Source organism: Hymenobacter monticola, assembly GCF_022811645.1.
Lineage (GTDB): Bacteria > Bacteroidota > Bacteroidia > Cytophagales > Hymenobacteraceae > Hymenobacter > Hymenobacter monticola.
On record NZ_CP094534.1, the window covers coordinates 5,437,482 to 5,455,918 of the forward strand.

15 protein-coding genes and 1 tRNA gene are annotated in these 18,437 nt (G+C 59.7%); 7 read left to right on the forward strand and 9 right to left on the reverse strand.

Annotated features, from left to right (window positions below; all coding sequences use genetic code 11):
* Positions 1–88 precede the first annotated feature (88 nt).
* The 3 genes from MTP16_RS22750 to MTP16_RS22760 all read right to left on the reverse strand — a co-directional run bounded on the left by MTP16_RS22750 (position 89) and on the right by MTP16_RS22760 (position 2,951).
* Positions 89–159, reverse strand: a tRNA-Cys gene (locus MTP16_RS22750).
* Positions 160–299: 140 nt separating this feature from the next.
* Complete coding sequence (rpsA, locus tag MTP16_RS22755) at positions 300–2,225, reverse strand: 30S ribosomal protein S1 (protein ID WP_243514418.1); 1,926 nt, start codon at positions 2,223–2,225, stop codon at positions 300–302.
* 165 nt (positions 2,226–2,390) lie between these two features.
* Complete coding sequence (locus tag MTP16_RS22760) at positions 2,391–2,951, reverse strand: hypothetical protein (protein WP_243514421.1); 561 nt, start codon at positions 2,949–2,951, stop codon at positions 2,391–2,393.
* A gap of 151 nt (positions 2,952–3,102) precedes the next feature.
* On the opposite strand from MTP16_RS22760, the gene MTP16_RS22765 reads away from it, so the two are divergent.
* Positions 3,103–3,939, forward strand: coding sequence for an alpha/beta fold hydrolase (locus MTP16_RS22765; protein ID WP_243514423.1), 837 nt, complete (start codon positions 3,103–3,105; stop codon positions 3,937–3,939).
* Between the two features lie 72 nt (positions 3,940–4,011).
* On the opposite strand, the gene MTP16_RS22770 is transcribed toward MTP16_RS22765, so the two are convergent.
* The 5 genes from MTP16_RS22770 to tsaD form a co-directional block, all read right to left on the reverse strand.
* Positions 4,012–5,079, reverse strand: coding sequence for a fatty acid desaturase family protein (locus MTP16_RS22770; RefSeq protein ID WP_243514426.1), 1,068 nt, complete (start codon positions 5,077–5,079; stop codon positions 4,012–4,014).
* Between the two features lie 61 nt (positions 5,080–5,140).
* Complete coding sequence (locus MTP16_RS22775) at positions 5,141–5,632, reverse strand: HNH endonuclease (RefSeq protein ID WP_243514429.1); 492 nt, start codon at positions 5,630–5,632, stop codon at positions 5,141–5,143.
* A 190-nt stretch (positions 5,633–5,822) separates the two neighbouring features.
* Positions 5,823–6,614 carry a C40 family peptidase gene (locus MTP16_RS22780; protein ID WP_243514432.1) on the reverse strand — a complete coding sequence of 264 codons (792 nt, stop codon included), beginning with the start codon at positions 6,612–6,614 and terminating at the stop codon, positions 5,823–5,825.
* Between the two features lie 127 nt (positions 6,615–6,741).
* The gene (gene smpB, locus MTP16_RS22785) at positions 6,742–7,203 is read right to left on the reverse strand and encodes an SsrA-binding protein SmpB (protein WP_243514435.1); all 462 of its coding nucleotides are present in this window, start codon (positions 7,201–7,203) and stop codon (positions 6,742–6,744) included.
* Between the two features lie 109 nt (positions 7,204–7,312).
* Entirely contained in the window at positions 7,313–8,332 is a 1,020-nt protein-coding gene (tsaD, locus tag MTP16_RS22790; RefSeq protein WP_243514439.1) for a tRNA (adenosine(37)-N6)-threonylcarbamoyltransferase complex transferase subunit TsaD, read from the reverse strand.
* A gap of 363 nt (positions 8,333–8,695) precedes the next feature.
* On the opposite strand from tsaD, the gene MTP16_RS22795 reads away from it, so the two are divergent.
* On the forward strand, positions 8,696–13,309 hold the full coding sequence (locus MTP16_RS22795) for a translocation/assembly module TamB domain-containing protein (protein WP_243514441.1): 4,614 nt from the start codon (positions 8,696–8,698) through the stop codon (positions 13,307–13,309).
* A 136-nt stretch (positions 13,310–13,445) separates the two neighbouring features.
* Here MTP16_RS22795 and MTP16_RS22800 read toward each other — a convergent pair whose 3' ends face one another.
* Complete coding sequence (locus tag MTP16_RS22800; protein WP_243514444.1) at positions 13,446–14,033, reverse strand: hypothetical protein; 588 nt, start codon at positions 14,031–14,033, stop codon at positions 13,446–13,448.
* Positions 14,034–14,225: 192 nt separating this feature from the next.
* Here MTP16_RS22800 and MTP16_RS22805 point away from each other — a divergent pair, with 192 nt between their 5' ends.
* The 5 genes from MTP16_RS22805 to MTP16_RS22825 all read left to right on the forward strand — a co-directional run bounded on the left by MTP16_RS22805 (position 14,226) and on the right by MTP16_RS22825 (position 18,420).
* Complete coding sequence (locus tag MTP16_RS22805) at positions 14,226–15,110, forward strand: cell division protein FtsX (protein WP_243514445.1); 885 nt, start codon at positions 14,226–14,228, stop codon at positions 15,108–15,110.
* A 99-nt stretch (positions 15,111–15,209) separates the two neighbouring features.
* Positions 15,210–15,554 (forward strand): DUF3098 domain-containing protein, encoded by a 345-nt coding sequence (locus tag MTP16_RS22810; protein WP_243514446.1) that lies wholly within the window; start codon positions 15,210–15,212, stop codon positions 15,552–15,554.
* Between the two features lie 78 nt (positions 15,555–15,632).
* Entirely contained in the window at positions 15,633–16,463 is an 831-nt protein-coding gene (locus MTP16_RS22815; protein ID WP_243514447.1) for an undecaprenyl-diphosphate phosphatase, read from the forward strand.
* Positions 16,460–17,308, forward strand: a complete 849-nt coding sequence (gene truB / locus MTP16_RS22820; RefSeq protein ID WP_243514448.1) for a tRNA pseudouridine(55) synthase TruB — start codon at positions 16,460–16,462, stop codon at positions 17,306–17,308. Before MTP16_RS22815 ends, truB begins: the two co-directional genes overlap by 4 nt.
* 164 nt (positions 17,309–17,472) lie before the next feature.
* On the forward strand, positions 17,473–18,420 hold the full coding sequence (locus MTP16_RS22825) for a bifunctional riboflavin kinase/FAD synthetase (protein WP_243514449.1): 948 nt from the start codon (positions 17,473–17,475) through the stop codon (positions 18,418–18,420).
* Positions 18,421–18,437: the final 17 nt, after the last annotated feature.

The window sequence follows — 18,437 nt, forward strand, 5'->3', positions numbered from 1 at the left end:
TGCAGGAAAACTTTCGCCGGCTTTTTGGACACAAAAAAGCCCCGGCTGCAGTGTAGCAACCGGGGCTTTCAGAAACAGAGAATTAGAGAGGTGACGAGCGGATTCGAACCGCTGTAGGAGGTTTTGCAGACCTCTACCTAGCCACTCGGTCACGTCACCGTTGTGGTCTTTTGGGAGCGCAAAGGTAGAAAGGCTGATTGGCGTGGGCAAGGTTTTACGCAAAAAAAGCCCCGACACTTACGCATCGGGGCTTTTAGTTGCTTACCTAAAGCCGATTAGGCTTCGGGCGTCAGCGGTAATTACTCAGCGGCAGCGCTGTCTTCCAGTGCTTGCTCGTTGTCGTCACCGGCGGCGGGAACGTCGGCGTCCTGCTTGGCTTTGGCATTGGCGGCGAGCTTCTGCTCACCGGCTTTGCGCTCAGCACCGGCCATCTGGTCGCGCAGGGCGCTCAGGGCGTCGAGGTCGCCGAGGGTCGACTTCTCTTCCGGCTTCTTCAGGTCGCTGATTTTGCCTTCACCCTGGGTGTCGCCAGCCTTGGTGTTGGTTTTCTTCTTGAACTTGGCGTTGCGGCTGTCGTCCTCAGCGGCGGCTTCCTTGTTAAACACGGCCGTGTGCGAGAGCACAATGCGGCGGTCGTCCTTCGAGAACTCCGTTACGCGGAAGTCGAGCGACTCACCGTTCTCGGCGTTCGAGCCATCTTCTTTCACCAAAGACTTGGGGTAAGCGAAGCCCTCGATGCCGTAAGGCAATTCGAGTACTGCGCCACGCTCCGACTTCTCGGTGATGGTAGCCTTGTGTACCGAGCCGGGGGTGAACACCGTCTGGAAGGTATCCCAGGGGTTTTCTTCCAGCTGCTTGTGGCCCAGGGCCAGGCGACGGGCGCCCAGGTCCAGTTCCAGCACCACTACGTCGAGCTTATCGCCCACCTTCACCATTTCGGAGGGGTGTTTGATTTTCTTGGTCCAGCTCAGGTCCGACACGTGCACGAGGCCGTCCACGCCCTCTTCCAGTTCTACGAACAGGCCGAAGTTGGTCAGGTTACGCACGGTGCCGCTGTGCTTGGTGCCCACGGCGTAGGTGGTGGCGAAGTCGCCACGGGTCCACGGGTCTTCGGTCAGTTGCTTGATGCCCAGGCTCATCTTGCGGTCTTCGCGGTCGAGCGTCAGGATTTGCGCTTCTACCGTGTCGCCCTGCTTGATGAAGTCCTGCGGGTTGCGCAGGTGCTGGCTCCAGCTCATTTCCGACACGTGGATGAGGCCTTCCACACCGGGTACCACTTCCATGAACGCGCCGTAATCGGCCACGTTCACGATGCGGCCCGATACTTTCGAACCCGGCTGCAGGTCGGCCGGCAGCGAATCCCACGGGTGGGGCGTCAGCTGCTTCAAGCCCAGGCTGATGCGCTTCTTGGCTTCGTCGAAGTCCAGCACCACGATATTCAGCTTCTGGTCCAGGGTCAGCACTTCGCTCGGGTGAGCGATGCGGCCCCACGAGATGTCCGTGATGTGCAGCAGACCGTCGACACCGCCGAGGTCGATGAACACGCCGAAGTTGGTCATGTTCTTGATGTTGCCTTCCAGAATCTGACCTTTCTCAAGGTTGTTCAGGATGGCCTCACGCTGCTTCTCGAGGTCTTTCTCGATGAGTACTTTGTGCGAAACCACAACGTTGTCGAAAGCGGAGTTGATTTTCACCACTTTCACTTCCATGCGACGGCCAACATAAATGTCGAAGTCGCGGATGGGCTTCACGTCGATTTGCGAGCCGGGCAGGAAGGCTTCCACGCCGTCGAGCTCCATGATGAGGCCGCCTTTGGTGCGACGCTTCACCACACCTTCGAGGATGGTATCCAACTCAAGGGCATCGTAAATAGCCTTCCAGGCCTGCTTGATTTTAGCCTTTTTGCGGCTCAGGATGAGCTGGCCGTTCTGGTCTTCCTGGTCTTCGATGAACACCTCTACCTCGTCGCCGATTTTCAGGTCGGGCAGGTCGCGGAATTCGGTAATGGCCACGAGGCCGTCGGATTTGAAGCCGATGTTCAGGATGACGTCGCGGTCGGTGATGCCTACCACGGTGCCTTTCACCACTTCTTCTTCCTGTACGGTCGTCAGGGTGTCGCCGTACATTTTCTCCATCTCAGCACGCTGGTCCGAAGAATAGTTGCCGCCGAAGCCGGTTGCTCCAACGTTGTCCCAATCAAAATCGTCAACTAATTCAGTTGCCATAAATACACTTTGGGCTTCACTGTAAAAGCGCAGCGGCCGAAGCCCAAGCTGCTACGCCGTTGCTTTTGAACCTCTTGCCGTTAGAGCGCAAGGCCCGCCACCTTGGCGGGGCCGCAAAGGTACGGGTTTTCAGGCGGTTTCGGAAATGCGCAGCAATTGCTGTTCTTACTGACGCAGCTTTAAAGGTTTGTTGGTATGCCTAAAGACTTTTTTCCAAGCTATATGGTCAACATCGCGGGTGCTGCGAAATGTATTCCAGTTCAGTATAGTCAGCGAAAATAATGCTCGGTTACCTTGATGAAATCTAGTAGGGTAAAGCAAAACGGATTTGGACTTATTTACATCGGCTAAATCCTGTTCGTTTAATGAATAAATTCCAGGTTCAGTGGGCCAGTTTATCAATATTAGCCGCTCGTTTCCAATTGGCGTTTCGACTATTGTTGAGTCTTGGCCATTGACCAAACCAATACTTACGCCTGGCCAAGTGGACTTGCCTATTGCATAAAATAGGTTTAGGTCTTCAACGTAGTGCAGTATCTCACGGTCAGAACTGGTTCCACCGCCGCCGATGAATACTTGGTATTTTCCTGAACTAATGTCTTCCGCACTTAGTGACTGGCCTTGCTTATTCGTTAGCACAAACCCAAGTCGAAAAGTCCAGCTAGCTTGGGCAATTGCCTTTGTAGTTACTATTGTGCATAACGCCAGAATTAGAATAATTTTCATGAAGCCGATTATTAAAACACGTTTCAGTTAGCTGCTAAAGATAGTCTTACAACAAGACAAGCCACAATTTTAGCGCGACGTCGCCAAACCCCACACAACGCCACGCCCGTAAGGAGAACGGTAACTATTCACCTCAAAACTCCTTTCACACATGGCCTATATCAAAGCAGGCAACGACACGGCCGGGAACCCGGTCAATATTTTCTACGAAGACTGGGGGCAGGGCGCCCCGGTGGTGCTCATCCACGGCTGGCCGCTCGACCACACCATGTGGGAGCACCAGGCCATTGGGCTGGCCAAGGCCGGCCTGCGCGTCATCGCCTACGACCGCCGCGGGTTCGGCCGCTCCTCCCGCCCCTGGACGGGTTACGACTACGACACCCTGGCCGCCGACCTCAACGCCTTGCTAGAGGAGTTAGATTTGAACCAAGTGACGCTGGTGGGCTTCTCGATGGGCGGCGGCGAAATAGCCCGCTACATCGGTACCTACGGCGACGCGCGCGTGGCCCGCGTGGCCTTCGTGAGCGCTGTGACGCCGTTTATGCTCAAGACCGACAATAACCCGGAGGGTGTGCCCCAAAAGGTATTCGACGAAATGGCCGACGGCATGAAAAAGGACCGGTTTGACTTCCTGCAAACCTTCGCCAAGAGCTTCTATGGCGTGGGCATGATTAGCCACCCCGTGAGCCAGGCCGTGCTGGACTGGAACTTCACAGTGGCCTCGCTGGCGGCGCCGAATGCCACGCGTGATTGCGCAGTAGCTTTCTCAAGCACCGACTTTCGGGCTGACGTGCAAGGCATCAAGGTGCCCACGCTGGTGATTCACGGCGACGCAGATGCCACGGTGCCCTTTGAGGCCAGCGGCGAACGCACGGCCAAGATGATTCCCGGCGCGGAACTGAAGGTGTACAAGGGTGCGCCGCACGGCTTGTTCTTTACCGACAAGGACCAGCTGACGACGGACTTGTTGTCGTTTGTAGGACGCTAGTTTTTAGAATACCTGGATAACAAAAAGGCCCGACGCAGTTGCGCCGGGCCTTTTTATTGTTGGGCGGAAAGTCTATGCAGCGCGGCCCATCTGGCGCAGGAACATCACGTGCGACATCACAGCGGTGCGGGTGCGGGCGTAGTTGTTATAGGTGATGTCAAACTCGGAACATACCTGCTGCACAATCTTGCTGATGGCGGGATAGTGCACGTGCGAAATTTTCGGGAACAGGTGGTGCTCAATCTGGAAATTGAGGCCACCGACCAGCCAGCTTACCACTTTGTTATCAGTGGCAAAGTTGGCCGTGGTGCGTACTTGGTGGATAGCCCACTCGTCTTCCAGCTTGTGGGTGACGGAGCAGGGTACGGGGAAAGCGGCATCCTCCACGGTGTGCGCCAGTTGAAACACCATGCTCAGCACGAGGCCGGCTACGGCGGTGCTCAGCATGAAGCCGGCGAGCCAGGGCAGGAAACCCACCATGTAGATGGGCAGGGCCACGTACAGCAAGAGGTTCAGCACTTTGAAGCCCCAAAAGCTGACGTGCTCGCCGGTGTTCATGGGCTTGAGGCCAATGGCGCCAATTTGGCGGGAGAAATACTTCTGGTAGTCCATGGCGAAAATCCAGGACGTGTAGAGCATGCAGTAGAGCGCCCAGAAATAGAAGTGCTGGTAGCGGTGCAGCGCATGCTTGGGCTGGTCGGGCGTCATGCGCATCCAGGGCTGGATGTTGATGTCGTCGTCGTGGCCCTCAATGTTGGTGTAGGTGTGGTGGATGAGGTTGTGCTTGGAGTTCCACATGTAGGGGCTGCCGCCAAGCACGCCCAGCGTGTAGGCCGCCAGCTTGTTCACCCAGGCATAGCGCGAAAAGCTGCCGTGCGCGCCGTCGTGCATCACATTGAAGCCGATGGCAGCGATGACACAGCCGAGCAGGGCGCATTCCAGCAGGGCCCAGCCCCACAGCGGCGTAAAAAACACCAAGTGCACGTAGAGGCCAACCATCAGACTCACGAGCAGCACGCCCTTGAAAATGAGCTTGGAATCCCCAGTCATTCGCTGCCCCGATTCCTCGAAATAGTGATTTATGCGGGTTTTGAGCTCGGTGTGAAACGAGCGGGTGGCGGCGAAGCGGGGAAGTGCCATAGGCAAGATGAGGGAAAGATGAAGTACGAATGTACTCATCTGCAACCCCACGGGCCCGAACTTAATTCAGATAGGCGTGCCAATTCTGGTCGATGGTGCCGGCCGAGAGCTTAAGAAAGCCCGCCAACGTCGGCTTTTTGGGCTGCTGCCGGATGGTCATACCCGCTTCATTGGGCGTGTGGTGGCCCTTGGCGTGGTTGCAGCGGGCACAGGCCGTGAGCAGGTTGGTCCACGACGATTCGCCGCCGCGGGAGCGGGGCATGACGTGGTCGAGCGTCAGATTTTTAGTCGAGCCGCAGTACTGGCACTCGAAATGGTCGCGCTTGAAGATGTTGTGGCGGCTTAGGGCAATGCCCTTGTAGGGTACCCGCACGTAGCGCTGCAAGCGGATGATGCTCGGCTTGGGGTAGGCTTGCGAAATGGTGCGGAGCGAGCCGTCGGATTTGGCCACCATCTCGGCTTTATCGAGAAAGAGGAGCACAAACGCCTTTTGCACGCTGCACAGGGTGATGGCGGTATAGTCGCCATTCAGCACTAATACTTTTTGGTCCATACACGCTTGGGGCTCGGGTAACCCGCCGAAAGCTAGCGGTTTCCAAGCAGATAAACAAGCGCGGCGGGGTTAAGTTCAGTTCGCAGAACGTGTACCCCGAAGCTCCGCTTCGGCACCGTTGAACGCGCCTGCCCACAATTGCCTAAACGAGCCGAAGCGGAGCTTCGGGGTACACGTTCTATTCCCTCCCCTACTCCGGCAGGAGGCGCTTTATCAAGCGCAGCTTGTGCGAATACTTCTGCCGGTCGCGGTTGAAGATGCCGTTGTGGTCGAGGGGGTCGAGGCGGACTTCGCCGTGGGCGTGCAAAATCTGGCCTTCATCCAGCACCATGCCCACGTGCACAATGCGGCCCTCGGCGTTGTCGAAGAAGGCGAGGTCGCCGGGGCGGGCCTGGGTCACGAAATCGATGGTTCGGCCGTGGTCAATCTGCTGGCGGGCGTCGCGCGGGAGCTGGATGCCCACCAGGCCGTAGAGCTGCTGGCACAGGCCGGAGCAGTCGAGGCCGAACACACTTTTGCCGCCCCACACGTAGGGCGCTTTCAGGTATACGAGGGCCATTTTGCGCAGCAGGGCGGCCTGGCGGGCCGGGTCGGGCGCGGCGGTGGGGTTGGTGGCGGTGCCGTTGTAGAAGTAGGTACGCTCGCCGATGCGCACGTTCATGCCATCGAAAAACGGCAGGCGGCAGCCCAGGGTGAGCGGGATTTTGGTGGTGGCGTCGCTAACGGCCTGCACCACGTCGAGGGCGCGGGGGTGGTCCTGGGCTTTCCAGGCCGCCAGGTACTCCGGCGTCACGGACGTGTGCTGCTTGATGTCCATCCAGCCCACGTAGTCATCGGCGGCGAGTTGCACTTGCAACCAGTTTCCTTCGGTGACGAGAATCTGGTAGCATTCGCCAAACAACAGCTGGGTTACGAGTTCGGCCCGGTCGTTGGGCTCGGCGCGAACGGGGACGGCGCTCAGGGCGCAGATGCCGGGATTCAAGGTGGTGGATTAGTGGATTAGTGGGGTGATAAGTGCAAAGTAAGAACGAGTACCCCGAAGCTCCGCTTCGGCCCGTTAGAACAATTCGTTCAACGCGAGCCGAAGCGGAGCTTCGGGGTACTCGTTCTTACAGCCTTTCCATGTCGCGCTTTTGGGCTTTTTCCTTGAGGTCGTTGCGCTTGTCGAAGAGCTTTTTGCCCTGGGCGAGGGCGATTTCGATTTTCGCAAAGCCACGGTCCGTCACGAATAGGCGCAGCGGAATGATGGTAAGGCCCTGGTCGGTGCTTTTGCCGGCCAACTGCTTCAGCTCGCGCTTATTGAGCAGGAGCTTGCGGGCGCGCATGGCGTCGTGGTTATTGTAAGTACCTAAGGAATAAGGCGCGATGCGAATGCTGTGAATCCACAAATCGCCTTTGTGGTCGAAGGTGCAGTAGCCGTCGCTCAGGTTCACGTTGCCTTCGCGGATGCTTTTTATCTCGGTGCCTTGCAGCATCACGCCCGCGTCGTACTTGGCCAGAAACGTGTATTCGTGGCTGGCGCGGCGGTTTTTGATGTTGATGATGGCGGGTTTATCGTCTTTCTTGGCCATGGTGGTCGAATTGTAGCACGAGCTTTCGCTGGTGCCGGGCGGCGCAGTTCCAGCACAAGCGAAAGCCTGTGCGACAAGGGTACGGCGCAAACGGGGCGCGAAGCTACGCCTACGTCAGCTTCAGGCGCGGGTTGGGGCTGGTAAGCTGGTCGGCAAAGTCGCCGGCTTCGTACTGAAAATGCGCCGTCATGGCCACCATGGCGGCGTTGTCGGTGCAAAACTGAAATTCCGGGATGAACACCTGCCAGCCTTGCTCGGCGGCTTCGGCCTCTAGGGCGGTGCGCAGGCCAGAGTTGGCGGCTACGCCGCCGGCCAGGGCCACTTGCGTGAGGCCGGTGTCGGCGGCGGCGCGGCGCAGTTGGCGCAGCAGCGTGGCCACAATGGTGTGCTGAATGCTGGCGCAGAGGTCGGCCAGGTTCTCCTGCACGAAATCAGGATTGGCGGCGATTTCCTTTTTCAGGAAGTAAAGCACCGCCGTTTTCAGGCCGCTGAAGGAGAAATCGTAGCCCGGCATGGCGCCCACAGGAAAGGCAAACCGCTCGGGGTTGCCCTGGCGAGCCAACTTATCGAGGTGCGGGCCGCCGGGATAGGGCAGGCCGAGCAGCTTGGCGGTTTTGTCAAAGGCCTCGCCGGCGGCATCGTCGATGGTTTGGCCGATGACGTCCATTTCCATGGCCGACTTCACCACCACCAGCTGCGTGTGGCCGCCGCTCACGGTGAGGCAAAGAAAGGGAAATTCGGGCTTGGGGTCGCGCAGGAAGTGGGCCAGGATGTGGGCCCGCATATGGTTCACAGCCAGCAGCGGCTTATCCAGCGCCAGCGCCAGCGTCTTGGCAAACATCCCTCCTACTAATAAGGAACCCAGCAAGCCGGGGCCCTGCGTCACGGCCACGGCGTCGAGGTCGGCCTTGGTAAGGCCAGCCTCCTTGAGGGCGGCCGTGACGACAGGCAGCAGGTGCTGCTGGTGCGCGCGCGAGGCCAGCTCGGGCACCACGCCGCCGTACTGCTCGTGGACTTTCTGGGTGGCCACCACGTTGCTCAGCAGCTGGCCGCCGGCCAGCACGGCCGCGCCGGTGTCGTCGCAGGAAGATTCGATGGCGAGGATGATGGGATGGGCAGGCGTGGACATAAATGGAATAGCAGTTTTGAGGTCAAGAGCTAAGTAGCGCGGACTTTGCAGGCCGCGTGACCGCGCCGTTCGGAGATTGTTCGGATATCCGTCGAGGGCGCCGACCATAAAGTCTGCGCTGCTTATCGATGGATTTGCCGTTCAGGTCGATTTTTAAGCCGATTTTGGGGCGGCGCGGGACCGGAATCGCAAAGTTCGCGTTACGGAATTGATTTCGTTGGCAGAAAGCTGAACCGCACCCCGGCCGAGGCCGTTCCGTTGGCCTAATAATTGGCGGTGCGGCCCAGCGGTTCGGCCAAACCGCTAAAAAACCGCAACTTTGCGGATTAAACCGCGTTTTTCGTCCTCAACTGTCCTGCTCCGGTGCGTCGTTTCTTCGCCATTCTGCTAAAAATACTGCTGGGCCTTGGGCTCCTGGTGGTATTGGCCGTGGTGGGGGCGCTGATTGCGCTGCGGGTGCCTAGCGTGCAAACGCGCATCGGCCACGAGGTGGCCGACGTGCTCACCCGCAAGCTCGGGCAGCAGGTCACCATCGGCGGCGTCGACATCCGGCCGTTTTCGCGCGTGCTGCTCGACTCGGTGAGCGTGAAAGACCGGCGCGGCGGTGAGTTGTTCAGCATCGGCCGGGCCGACGCAGATATTTCGCTGTTTTCGGTGTTCGACCCGCGTCACCTGCACATCGGCACGCTCACGCTGAATGAGCCGCGCTTCGAGCTAAAAAACCTGCCCGGCCAGCCCGATTCGACCACGTTCAGCCAGTTTATGGCGGCGGTGAAGCGCTTGGTAGGGCCCTCGAAAGACACGGCAGCCTCGCAGCCATTCGATTTTAAGGTGGGCAGCGTGGCGTTGCGCAACGGCCACTTTGCCATTGAGAAGAGCGACGTGCCCCGGGCCAAAACTTACGGCCAAAGTATTGACTACGACCACCTGCTGGTGGACAGTATTTACGCCGACATTTCCAAGATTCAGCTGGGCGACACCTTGCGCATGCGTATCAGCCAACTGCACGCGGTGGAAACGCCCTCGCAGTCGCAGCTGCGCGAAATCACGGCCGACATGACGTACGGGCCGCATTTCTGGGAATTCAAGGATTTGAGTTTGCGCGTGGGCCGAAGCCAAATCAAGGATTATGTGCGCTTTGAGTTCCGGGTATTCACCAATTTCACCGATTATAATGACTCGATGAAGACCATTGCGCGGCTGCGCAATTCGAAGGTCTATTCCGAGGACATTGCCAAGTTTGCACCGCAGCTGAGCGAGCTGCACGAGTCGGTGGCTCTTTCGGGCGACGCCGAGGGCTACGTGCGCGACTTCAAAGTGAACAACCTCGACGTGCGCTACGGCTCGGGCACGCACATCGTGGCCAAGCGCGCCCACGCCGACGGCCTGCCCAATTACAAGGAGAGCTTCATCGACCTGCGCCTGTTGCCCTCGGTGGTGAAGACCAGCGACCTGAAGCACTGGCTGCCCGACGCGGCCAACAGGTTTGTGCAGAAGCTGGGCACCGTGAAGCTGCAGGGCCAGGTGCTGGGCTTCTACGACGACTTTGTGGCCAATGCCTCGTTCGATACGGCGCTGGGCTTCGTGGCCACCGACGTCAACCTCAAAACCAAAACCGACCTCACGCACGCGGCCTACGAGGGCACGGTGCGCAGCAACGCCTTCCAGCTGGGTAAGTTCTTGGGCGACGAATCGGTTATCCGGGACGTGACGCTGAACGGGCGCGTGGAAGGCGTGGGTTTCCTGCCGGCGTCGGCCCAGGGAAGGGCCAAGCTCACGGTGCCGGCCATCTGGCTGAGCGGGCACCGTTACCGCAACGTGGCCTTCGACGGCGACTTCCGCCCCCAGCACTTCAGCGGCCACGTGAGCGTGAACGACCCGGCCGTGCGCCTCGTGGCCGACGGCCTCATTGACCTTGAGCGCAAGCACGAAAACGTGGCCGTCAAGACAAAAATCGACCACGCCGACCTGCGCGCACTGGGTTTGATGAGCCAGCCGCTCATTGTGAGCACCACGGCCGACGTGAAATTCAAGGGCGTGCAGCTCGACTCGCTCATTGGCTACGCTTACCTGCGTAAGTCGTTGTTTACGATGGGCAAGCGCCGCCTGCGCCTCGACACGCTGGACGTGGTGAGCACCCGCAACCGCCTGAACCAGCGCCGCGTGACGTTGCGCTCCGAAGCCGTGAACGCCAGCGTGGCCGGCACCTTCAATACCTCCGACGTGGTGCGCGATGTGCAGACGCTCTTCACCGAGTACCGCCTCAACTTTGAAAGCAACGCCACGGCCACGGCCGACTACTACCGCCGCAAGCGCCAGCGTGCGCTACCGGTGTATCAGGTTGATTTAAAGCTCCATTTAAAGAAGCCCAACCCGGTGCTGGGCCTGTTTGTGCCCGACCTGGAAGTGGCCAATGGCAGCCGCATCGACGGCTCGTTCCGCAACGGCGAAACGTCGATTTTCCAGCTCGGCGGGCACCTCGACAGCCTGCGTTACGGCCCGGTGATGACGGTGAACAACGACTTTGACTTCCTGACGTCGAAGCTGCCATACAAGCCCGACGTGCTGGCCCAGGCCAGCGTGACCAGCGACCGGCAGGTGCTGCCGGGCCTGGGCAAAACCGAAAAATTTATTGTGGAAGGCGTGTGGGACCAGCAGCGCATCAACTTCTCGACCTCGCTGGCTCAAACGGGCACCACCAACAAGGCCATTATCAACGGCTCGATGGGCTTTTTGCCCCGCGCCGTGGAAGTGGTGTTCCGGCAGTCGGGCGTACACTTGCTGGATAAGGACTGGACCATTGCGGCCGACAACTCGGTGCGCATTTCGGACTACGGCCGCGAGTTCGATGTTAAGAACCTGACGTTTAGCAACGGCGAGCAGTTTGTGGGCGCGCAGGGCTTCATCTCGCCCGATGCCAGCAAGCCGCCGCTGCAACTGCAGGTAAAGGACTTTCAGCTGGCCACGCTGAACACGCTGACCGGCCAGCGCCTGGGCGGCCGCGTGAACGCCCAGGGCACGGTGAGCGGCATCTACGGGCCGCTCACCATCAACAGCACGCTGGGCGTGGATTCGCTGACGTACGACGGCACGCTCATTGGGCAAGTGGCTGGGCGCGGCGACTGGGACAATGCCGCCAGCAAGCTACGCGTGAATCTGGACGTGGCCCGCGCCGGCCAGTCGGTGCTGACGGTGCTGGGCGACATTGCCCCGCGCGATGACAAAAACCAGTTCAACCTGACGGGCACCCTGAACGACGCGCCCATCGTGCTGGCGCAGCCGTTCCTGGGCGCCATCATGAAAAACCTGGGTGGCACGGGCCGGGGCGAGCTGCGGCTCACGGGCCTGTTTGGCTCGCCCAACCTCATTGGGGCCGTGGACGTGAGCAACGGGCGTTTCACCTTTGGCTACCTGGGCACCACCTACACGTTTGCCGACCGCATCAGCTTCACCAACACCAGCATTGCGTTTCGGAACGTGAAGCTGCGCGACGCGCTGGGCAATACCGGCACCGTGGACGGTGAGGTGACGCACCACGGCTTCCAGGACATGAGCCTTGACATTGCGGCCAACTTCCGCAAGCTGCAGGTGCTCAACACCACGCGCAAAGACAACGACCTCTACTTCGGCACGGCCTACGCCACGGGCACTGCCCGCGTGACCGGCCCCACCAACGACCTGAACGTGACGGTGCGCGCCAGCAGCGAGGCCGGCACGCGCCTGTCGCTGCCCTTCGACAACGCCGCCAGTGCCGAAAAGGCCGGCTACATCAAGTTCGTAAACAACAACCCGGTGGGCGACACCGTGCGGCTGAAAAAGGCCAACCAAGTGGCCTCGGCGCAAAGCAAGGTCGACCTGTCAGGCATCACGCTCAACATGAACCTGACGGTGACGCCGGACGCCTACCTCGAAATCCTGCTCGACGAAAGCACCGGCGACGTCATTCGGGGCTCGGCGGCCGGGCAGCTGCGCATGGCCATCGATACGCGGGGCGAGTTCAACATGTACGGGCAGGTGGAAATTGTGCGCGGCGCCTACAACTTCACCCTGCAAGGCCTTGTCAACAAAGAGTTTGTGGTGCGGCCGGGCGGCATTGTGTCGTGGAACGGCGACCCGCTGGCCGGCGAGATGAACATCACGGCCACCTACACGCAGCGCACCTCGCTGGCGCCCGTGCTACTGGGCAGCACCAACAGCGCAGCCGCCGTGGTACCCGTGACGGCCGTGATGAACCTGACCGGCCCGCTGCTGCTGCCCGCCATCAAGCTGGGGCTGGAATTCAACGACGCGCCGGGCACCCTACAGGGCGATTTGGCCGCCTTCACCGCTTCGCTGCGCAACGACGAGCAGGAGCTTAACCGGCAGGTTTTCAGCCTATTGGTATTTAAACAACTTTCGCCGCCGGGCTCTTTCGGCAACACCATTTCCTTGCGCGGCCAGGACAACACGGTGCAAAACAGCCTGGGCCAGATTCTGAGCACGCAACTGGGCTTGCTCACGAACCAGATTGACCAGAACCTGGAAATCGACTTCAACATCAACGGCCTCACTGCCGAGCAGCTCCAGGCCCTGCAGGTGCGCCTGAGCTACTCCTTCCTGAACGGCCGCCTGCGGGTGACACGCGAAGGCGGCTTCACCAACAACTCCAACCTGGTCACACCGCCCGGCATCGGCACCATCCCCGGCGGGGGCAACACCGCCGGCCAGGCCTCCCTGCTCGGCGACCTCAGCCTGGAATACTACCTGCGCCCCGACGGCAAGTTCCGCACCAAGCTGCGCTACGAAACCACCCCGCGCGACCTCGAAACCGTGAACCAGCCGCGAGCGGGCATTTCGCTGCTGCACACCGAGCAGTTCAACACCTTTGGGGAGCTGTTCAGCCGCAAAAACCCGAAGAAGAATGAGCGCCGCACCCAGCGCGCCCGCGAAGGCAAGGAAGTGCTGAACGTGGACGAGGACCCGCGCACGAATTTGTAGGAAACGGTCTGAGTTAATTAGCAGAGTCACCTAAAACGAGAAAGAGACGCACTGATGCGTCTCTTTCTCGTTTTAGGCTAAGCAAGCAAAAGCAGCCATGCCGACTGGATGATGCTGAGCACCCGCCGTTTGGTCCTTATTGTATGTAGCCCATGTAGCCGTTGTAAAAGGCCCGGCCAGCGCCAAATGATGCCTTCTCGGAACCAGCATCTTGCCCATACCACACTGCTGCTGCATAGGCGGCATGGCCGGGCGCCGTGGCGGCGACAACCTGGCTTGAATTAGCCATAATGTTTCGATAAACAAGTCTTTTAACAGAATCCTGAGCCCGTTCCGGCATCCGGTACAATTGCGGAAAGGCCGCCCTGATTTGCGCCGCCAGGGCCTCCTGGCTGGCATGGTGTGCGTCGACCTGCGCAGGCGTGCGGTAGGGGTCGGTGAATTCGGCGCCGCTTTCAAATTGGGCTTGCAAATCGGCGCGGCGGGCGGCCTTGCCCGCATCCGACAGGTTGTTATAGTAAGCCTCGTCTTCGTTGAGAAAACGCTCGTTGGCCAGCACAAACGAGCGCACCCTTTCGTTGGAGGACATTTCGTCCACCAAATCGGCGTTTGCTTTTTGCGGATTTGATTTTGCCGCTAGCTCCTGAATGGGGTCTTGCTGCTGGCAGGAACCGACCAGCGCCAACAGTGACGACAACGCCATGTATTTCAAACTGTTTTTCATAAAAGTCAGATTTTTTTCTGGCCCCGTTGCCGTTGACCAAACATACCGATAAGTGTTTAAAAAAGTAAGTGTTAAGTAATATTTATTTAAAGCGGAGTTAAAATCATTGAATTTTCCCCAACACCTAATTCCAAACTTCCTCGCTACAACGCTGCTGCTTGGCCGCGGGCCTCTTTCTACCTTTGCTTTTCTATGGCTCGTCCCCTCAAGAAAAAGCTTGGCTCCTATCCCACCCTGCTCGTGGTGTTCAGCATCACGCTGGCCTTAGTGGTGATTGGCTTGTTTGGCCTGCTGCTGGTGCACGCCCACAAGCTCTCGGAAGTGGTGCGCGAAAACCTGGAGGTGCAGGTGTACCTCGACCGCGACCTGCCCGAAACCGAGCTGCTGCGCCTGCAGCAGGACCTGGGCCAGCTGCCCCAGGTGGCCGAGCGCGACGGCAAGCCCCAAATCCGCTTCGTGAGCAAGGAAGAAGGCGCCCGCCAGCTGCTGCAAAGCACCGGTGAAGACTTTCGTCAGTTCCTTGGCGACAACCCGTTGCGCGACGCCTACGCCCTCAAAATCAAGCCCGAATACACCGACACCCTGCACCTGCACCAGCTGGAGCGCAGCGTGCGCACCCAGCGCGGCGTGTTTGAGATGCAGTACCCGCAGGACCTCTTTGCCAGCATCAACAACAACCTGACGCGCATCAGCCTGGTGCTGCTGGGCTTTGCGGCGGTGCTGGTGCTGGTGGTGGTCATCCTGATTAACAACACCATCAAGCTGGCGCTGTTCTCGCAACGCTTTCTCATCCGGTCCATGCAACTGGTGGGCGCCACGCGCCTCTTTATCCAGCAGCCGTTTCTGCGGCGCGCCACGTGGCAGGGCCTGGCGGCTGGGGTGCTGGCTGCGCTTATCCTTATTGCCCTGCTGCAGTACGCCTACCTGGAAGTAACGGAGCTGCGCTTGCTGCGCGACGACGTGAACCTTGGCCTGCTGCTGCTGGGCGTGGTGCTGCTGGGCGTGGTCATCGGCTTCTTCAGCTCGGCCCGCGCCGTACACAAATACCTTAAAATGTCGCTCGACGACCTGTACTAAATCAATTAACAGCAAACAGTTAACAGTGAGCAACACCAATCTGCTTGCTGCCGTCTGAGTAACTGTTCACTGCTCACTGATAATTGCTAACTGAAATTTATGCAACCCATCAAACCTGCTCCGCGCTTCGCTTTCGGCCCGCGCAATTACCGCCTGATGTGGATTGGCTTGGCCGTGCTGGCCGCCGGGTTTATCACCATGATGTTTGGCGACAAGGAAAACTACGGCGAGGATTTCCTGGGCATCACGCTGGGTCCGCTGCTGCTGTTTGCCGGCTTCTGCATTGAGTTTGCGGCCATTCTGGTGCGCGACCCGTCGCTGGCCGTGGCGCCCACGCCCCCCGCTCCTACCTCGGTGCCCGGCCTCAGCGTGGACGCCGCGACGGCCGCCAACGCGCCTGTTGCCCCGGTAGCCCCTACCGCACCGGCCTACAAGCGCCTGTAATTTAGTGGTCAGCGGTTAGTGGGCGATGATTAATCATCGCCCACTAACCGCTGACCACTAGCCACTAACCGTTAAGAAATGACCTATTGGCACGCGCTGCTCCTCGCCATTGTGGAGGGCCTGACTGAGTTTTTACCCGTTTCGAGCACGGGGCACATGATAATTGCGTCGGCGCTGCTGGGCATTCCGGCCACGCCGTTTTTCAAGCTTTATCTGGTGGTGATTCAGTTGGGGGCCATTTTGTCGGTGCTGGTGGTGTATTGGAAACGCTTTTTTCAAAGCATCGACTTCTATTTAAAGCTGCTGGTGGCCTTTCTGCCCATTGTGGTAGTGGGCTTGCTCTTCAAAAAGCACATCGACGCGCTGTTGGAATCGGTGACGACGGTGGCCGTGATGCTGGTGCTTGGCGGCGTGGTGCTGCTGTTCATCGACCGTTGGTTTCCGCAGGAAAATCCGAACGAGGGCGGCCACCCGGTCACCAACCCCAGCTTTAAGGAGGCCCTGATTATTGGCCTGTTTCAGTGCCTGGCGGTGGTGCCAGGCACCAGCCGCTCGGCCGCTACCATCATCGGCGGCCTCACGCAGAAGCTCACGCGCCGCGCGGCGGCCGAATTTGCCTTCTTTCTGGCTATGCCTACCATGGCAGCAGCGGCCGTGAAAGACATTTACGACTACTACAAAGAAGCCAAAACCCACGGCGTGGACGTAGCGCACCTGTTTTCGGGCACGGAGCTGAAAATGCTGGCCCTGGGCAACGTGGTGGCATTTGTGGTGGCACTGCTGGCCATCCGGCTGTTTGTGGGCTTTGTGGCGCGCTACGGCTTCCGGGCGTTTGGCATCTACCGCATCATTGCGGGCGGTATCCTGTTGCTGATGTTGGCGTTGAAACTTCCCCTGAACGTGCTATGAGTACCAAAATCCTGGCCGACTTTGATTTTGAAACGGGCGAAGTCCTGCTACTTGACAAGCCCCTGACGTGGACCTCGTTCGACGTGGTGCGCAAGGTGAAAAATGCCCTGCGCATCAAGAAAATTGGCCACGCCGGCACCCTCGACCCGCTGGCTACTGGCCTGCTCATCCTCTGCACGGGCAAGAAAACCAAGGAAATCGACCTCATTCAGGCCCAGGAAAAGGAGTACACCGGCACCTTCCGGCTGGGCGAAACCACGCCCAGCTTCGACCTGGAAACGGCCGTGGACATGGCCCGCCCCTACGCCCACCTCACCGAGGAGCAGATTCAGGCTGCCGTGGCGCCTTTTCTCGGCCTCATTCAGCAAACGCCGCCGCTGTTTTCGGCCGTGAAAATTGACGGCAAGCGGGCCTACGAAATTGCCCGTCAAGGACTGGAAGCTGAAATCAAATCAAAAACCGTTGAAATCAAGGCCTTTGAGCTGACACGCATTGCGCTGCCCGAGGTCGATTTCCGCATCGTGTGCTCGAAGGGCACCTACGTGCGCAGTTTGGCGCGCGATTTTGGCTTGGCGCTGGGCTGCGGTGCCCACCTCACCCGGCTGGTGCGCACGCGCATCGGAGAGTACCGGGTGGAAGATGCTTTCACGCTGGAAGCCATCCAGGCCCTACGCCCGCCCCGGCCCGAAGACGCGCAACGCGCGCCGCGCGCTGAGCGCCCCGGCACGGCGCCCAACCGCGCTGGCTTGCAATACTTTGCTGCGCTGCAAGCCGATGCGCTGGCCGTGCAGGCCCGCCAGGCCGCGGAGGAGGCTGGGGCAACAGCGGAAAAAGCGCCCGAATAATTGTGTAGCGACGCGACACTTCGGGTCTCGGTGTTCGCGCGTCATTTGCTTGGCTGTCGTTCAATGACGAGACGCGTAGTGTCGCGTCGCTACCTCGTTCAGAACAATGCCCGTTACCTTCGCGGCACAGTTTCACTTCACCTTTTCGCTTCTCCGGCGCCTTCATGCACGTCATCCGCGACCCGGCTCAGTTTCCGTTTCTTGGCAATGCCGTCGTTACCAGCGGCACGTTTGATGGCGTCCACGTGGGGCACCAGCGCATTTTGGCGCGGCTGCGCGAGGTGGCCCAGGTCAGCGGCGGGCCCTCAGTGGTGATTACCTACTGGCCGCACCCGCGGCTGGTGCTGGGCCCACCACCCTCCCACCCCGAACTGCTGGAACTGCAGCTGCTGAACACCTTGGAAGAGCGCATCGCCAAGCTGGCTGAGGCGGGAGTTGACTACCTGCTCATTGTGCCTTTCACCAAGGAGTTTGCGCAGTGGACGTCAGAGGAGTACATCCAGAGCTTGCTGCTGAAAACGGTGGGGGCCAAGCAGCTCGTCATTGGCTACGACCACCGCTTCGGCAAAAACCGCGAGGGCGGCTTCGACTACCTCAGTCAAAATGCCGACCGTTATGGCCTGACCGTGGAAGAGATTCCGCGCGAGGACGTGGACGCGGTGGGCGTGAGCAGCACGCGCATCCGGCAGGCGCTGCGGCAGGGCGATGTGGCCACCGCCAACCGCTACCTCGGCTACTATTACCCGCTCACCGGCCTGGTGGTGCACGGGCAGAAGTTGGGCCGCACTATCGGCTACCCCACGGCCAACCTCGTGAGCACCGAGCCGCTGAAGCTGGTGCCGGCGCGCGGCATTTATGCGGTATGGGCCGTCACGGCGGCGGGCACGCGGCACCGGGCCATGCTCAGCATTGGGGTGCGCCCCACTATTGGCACAGATTTGGAACAAACCATCGAGGTAAACCTGCTCGACTTCAGCGGCGATTTGTATGACCAATTGCTGACGCTGGAGTTTGTGGCCTGGCTGCGGGCCGAAGAAAAATACGACGGCCTGGACGCGCTAACGGCCCAACTGGCGTTGGATGGCCAGGCCACGCGCGCGGCGCTGGCGTAGTTTCTCTGCTTATCCGA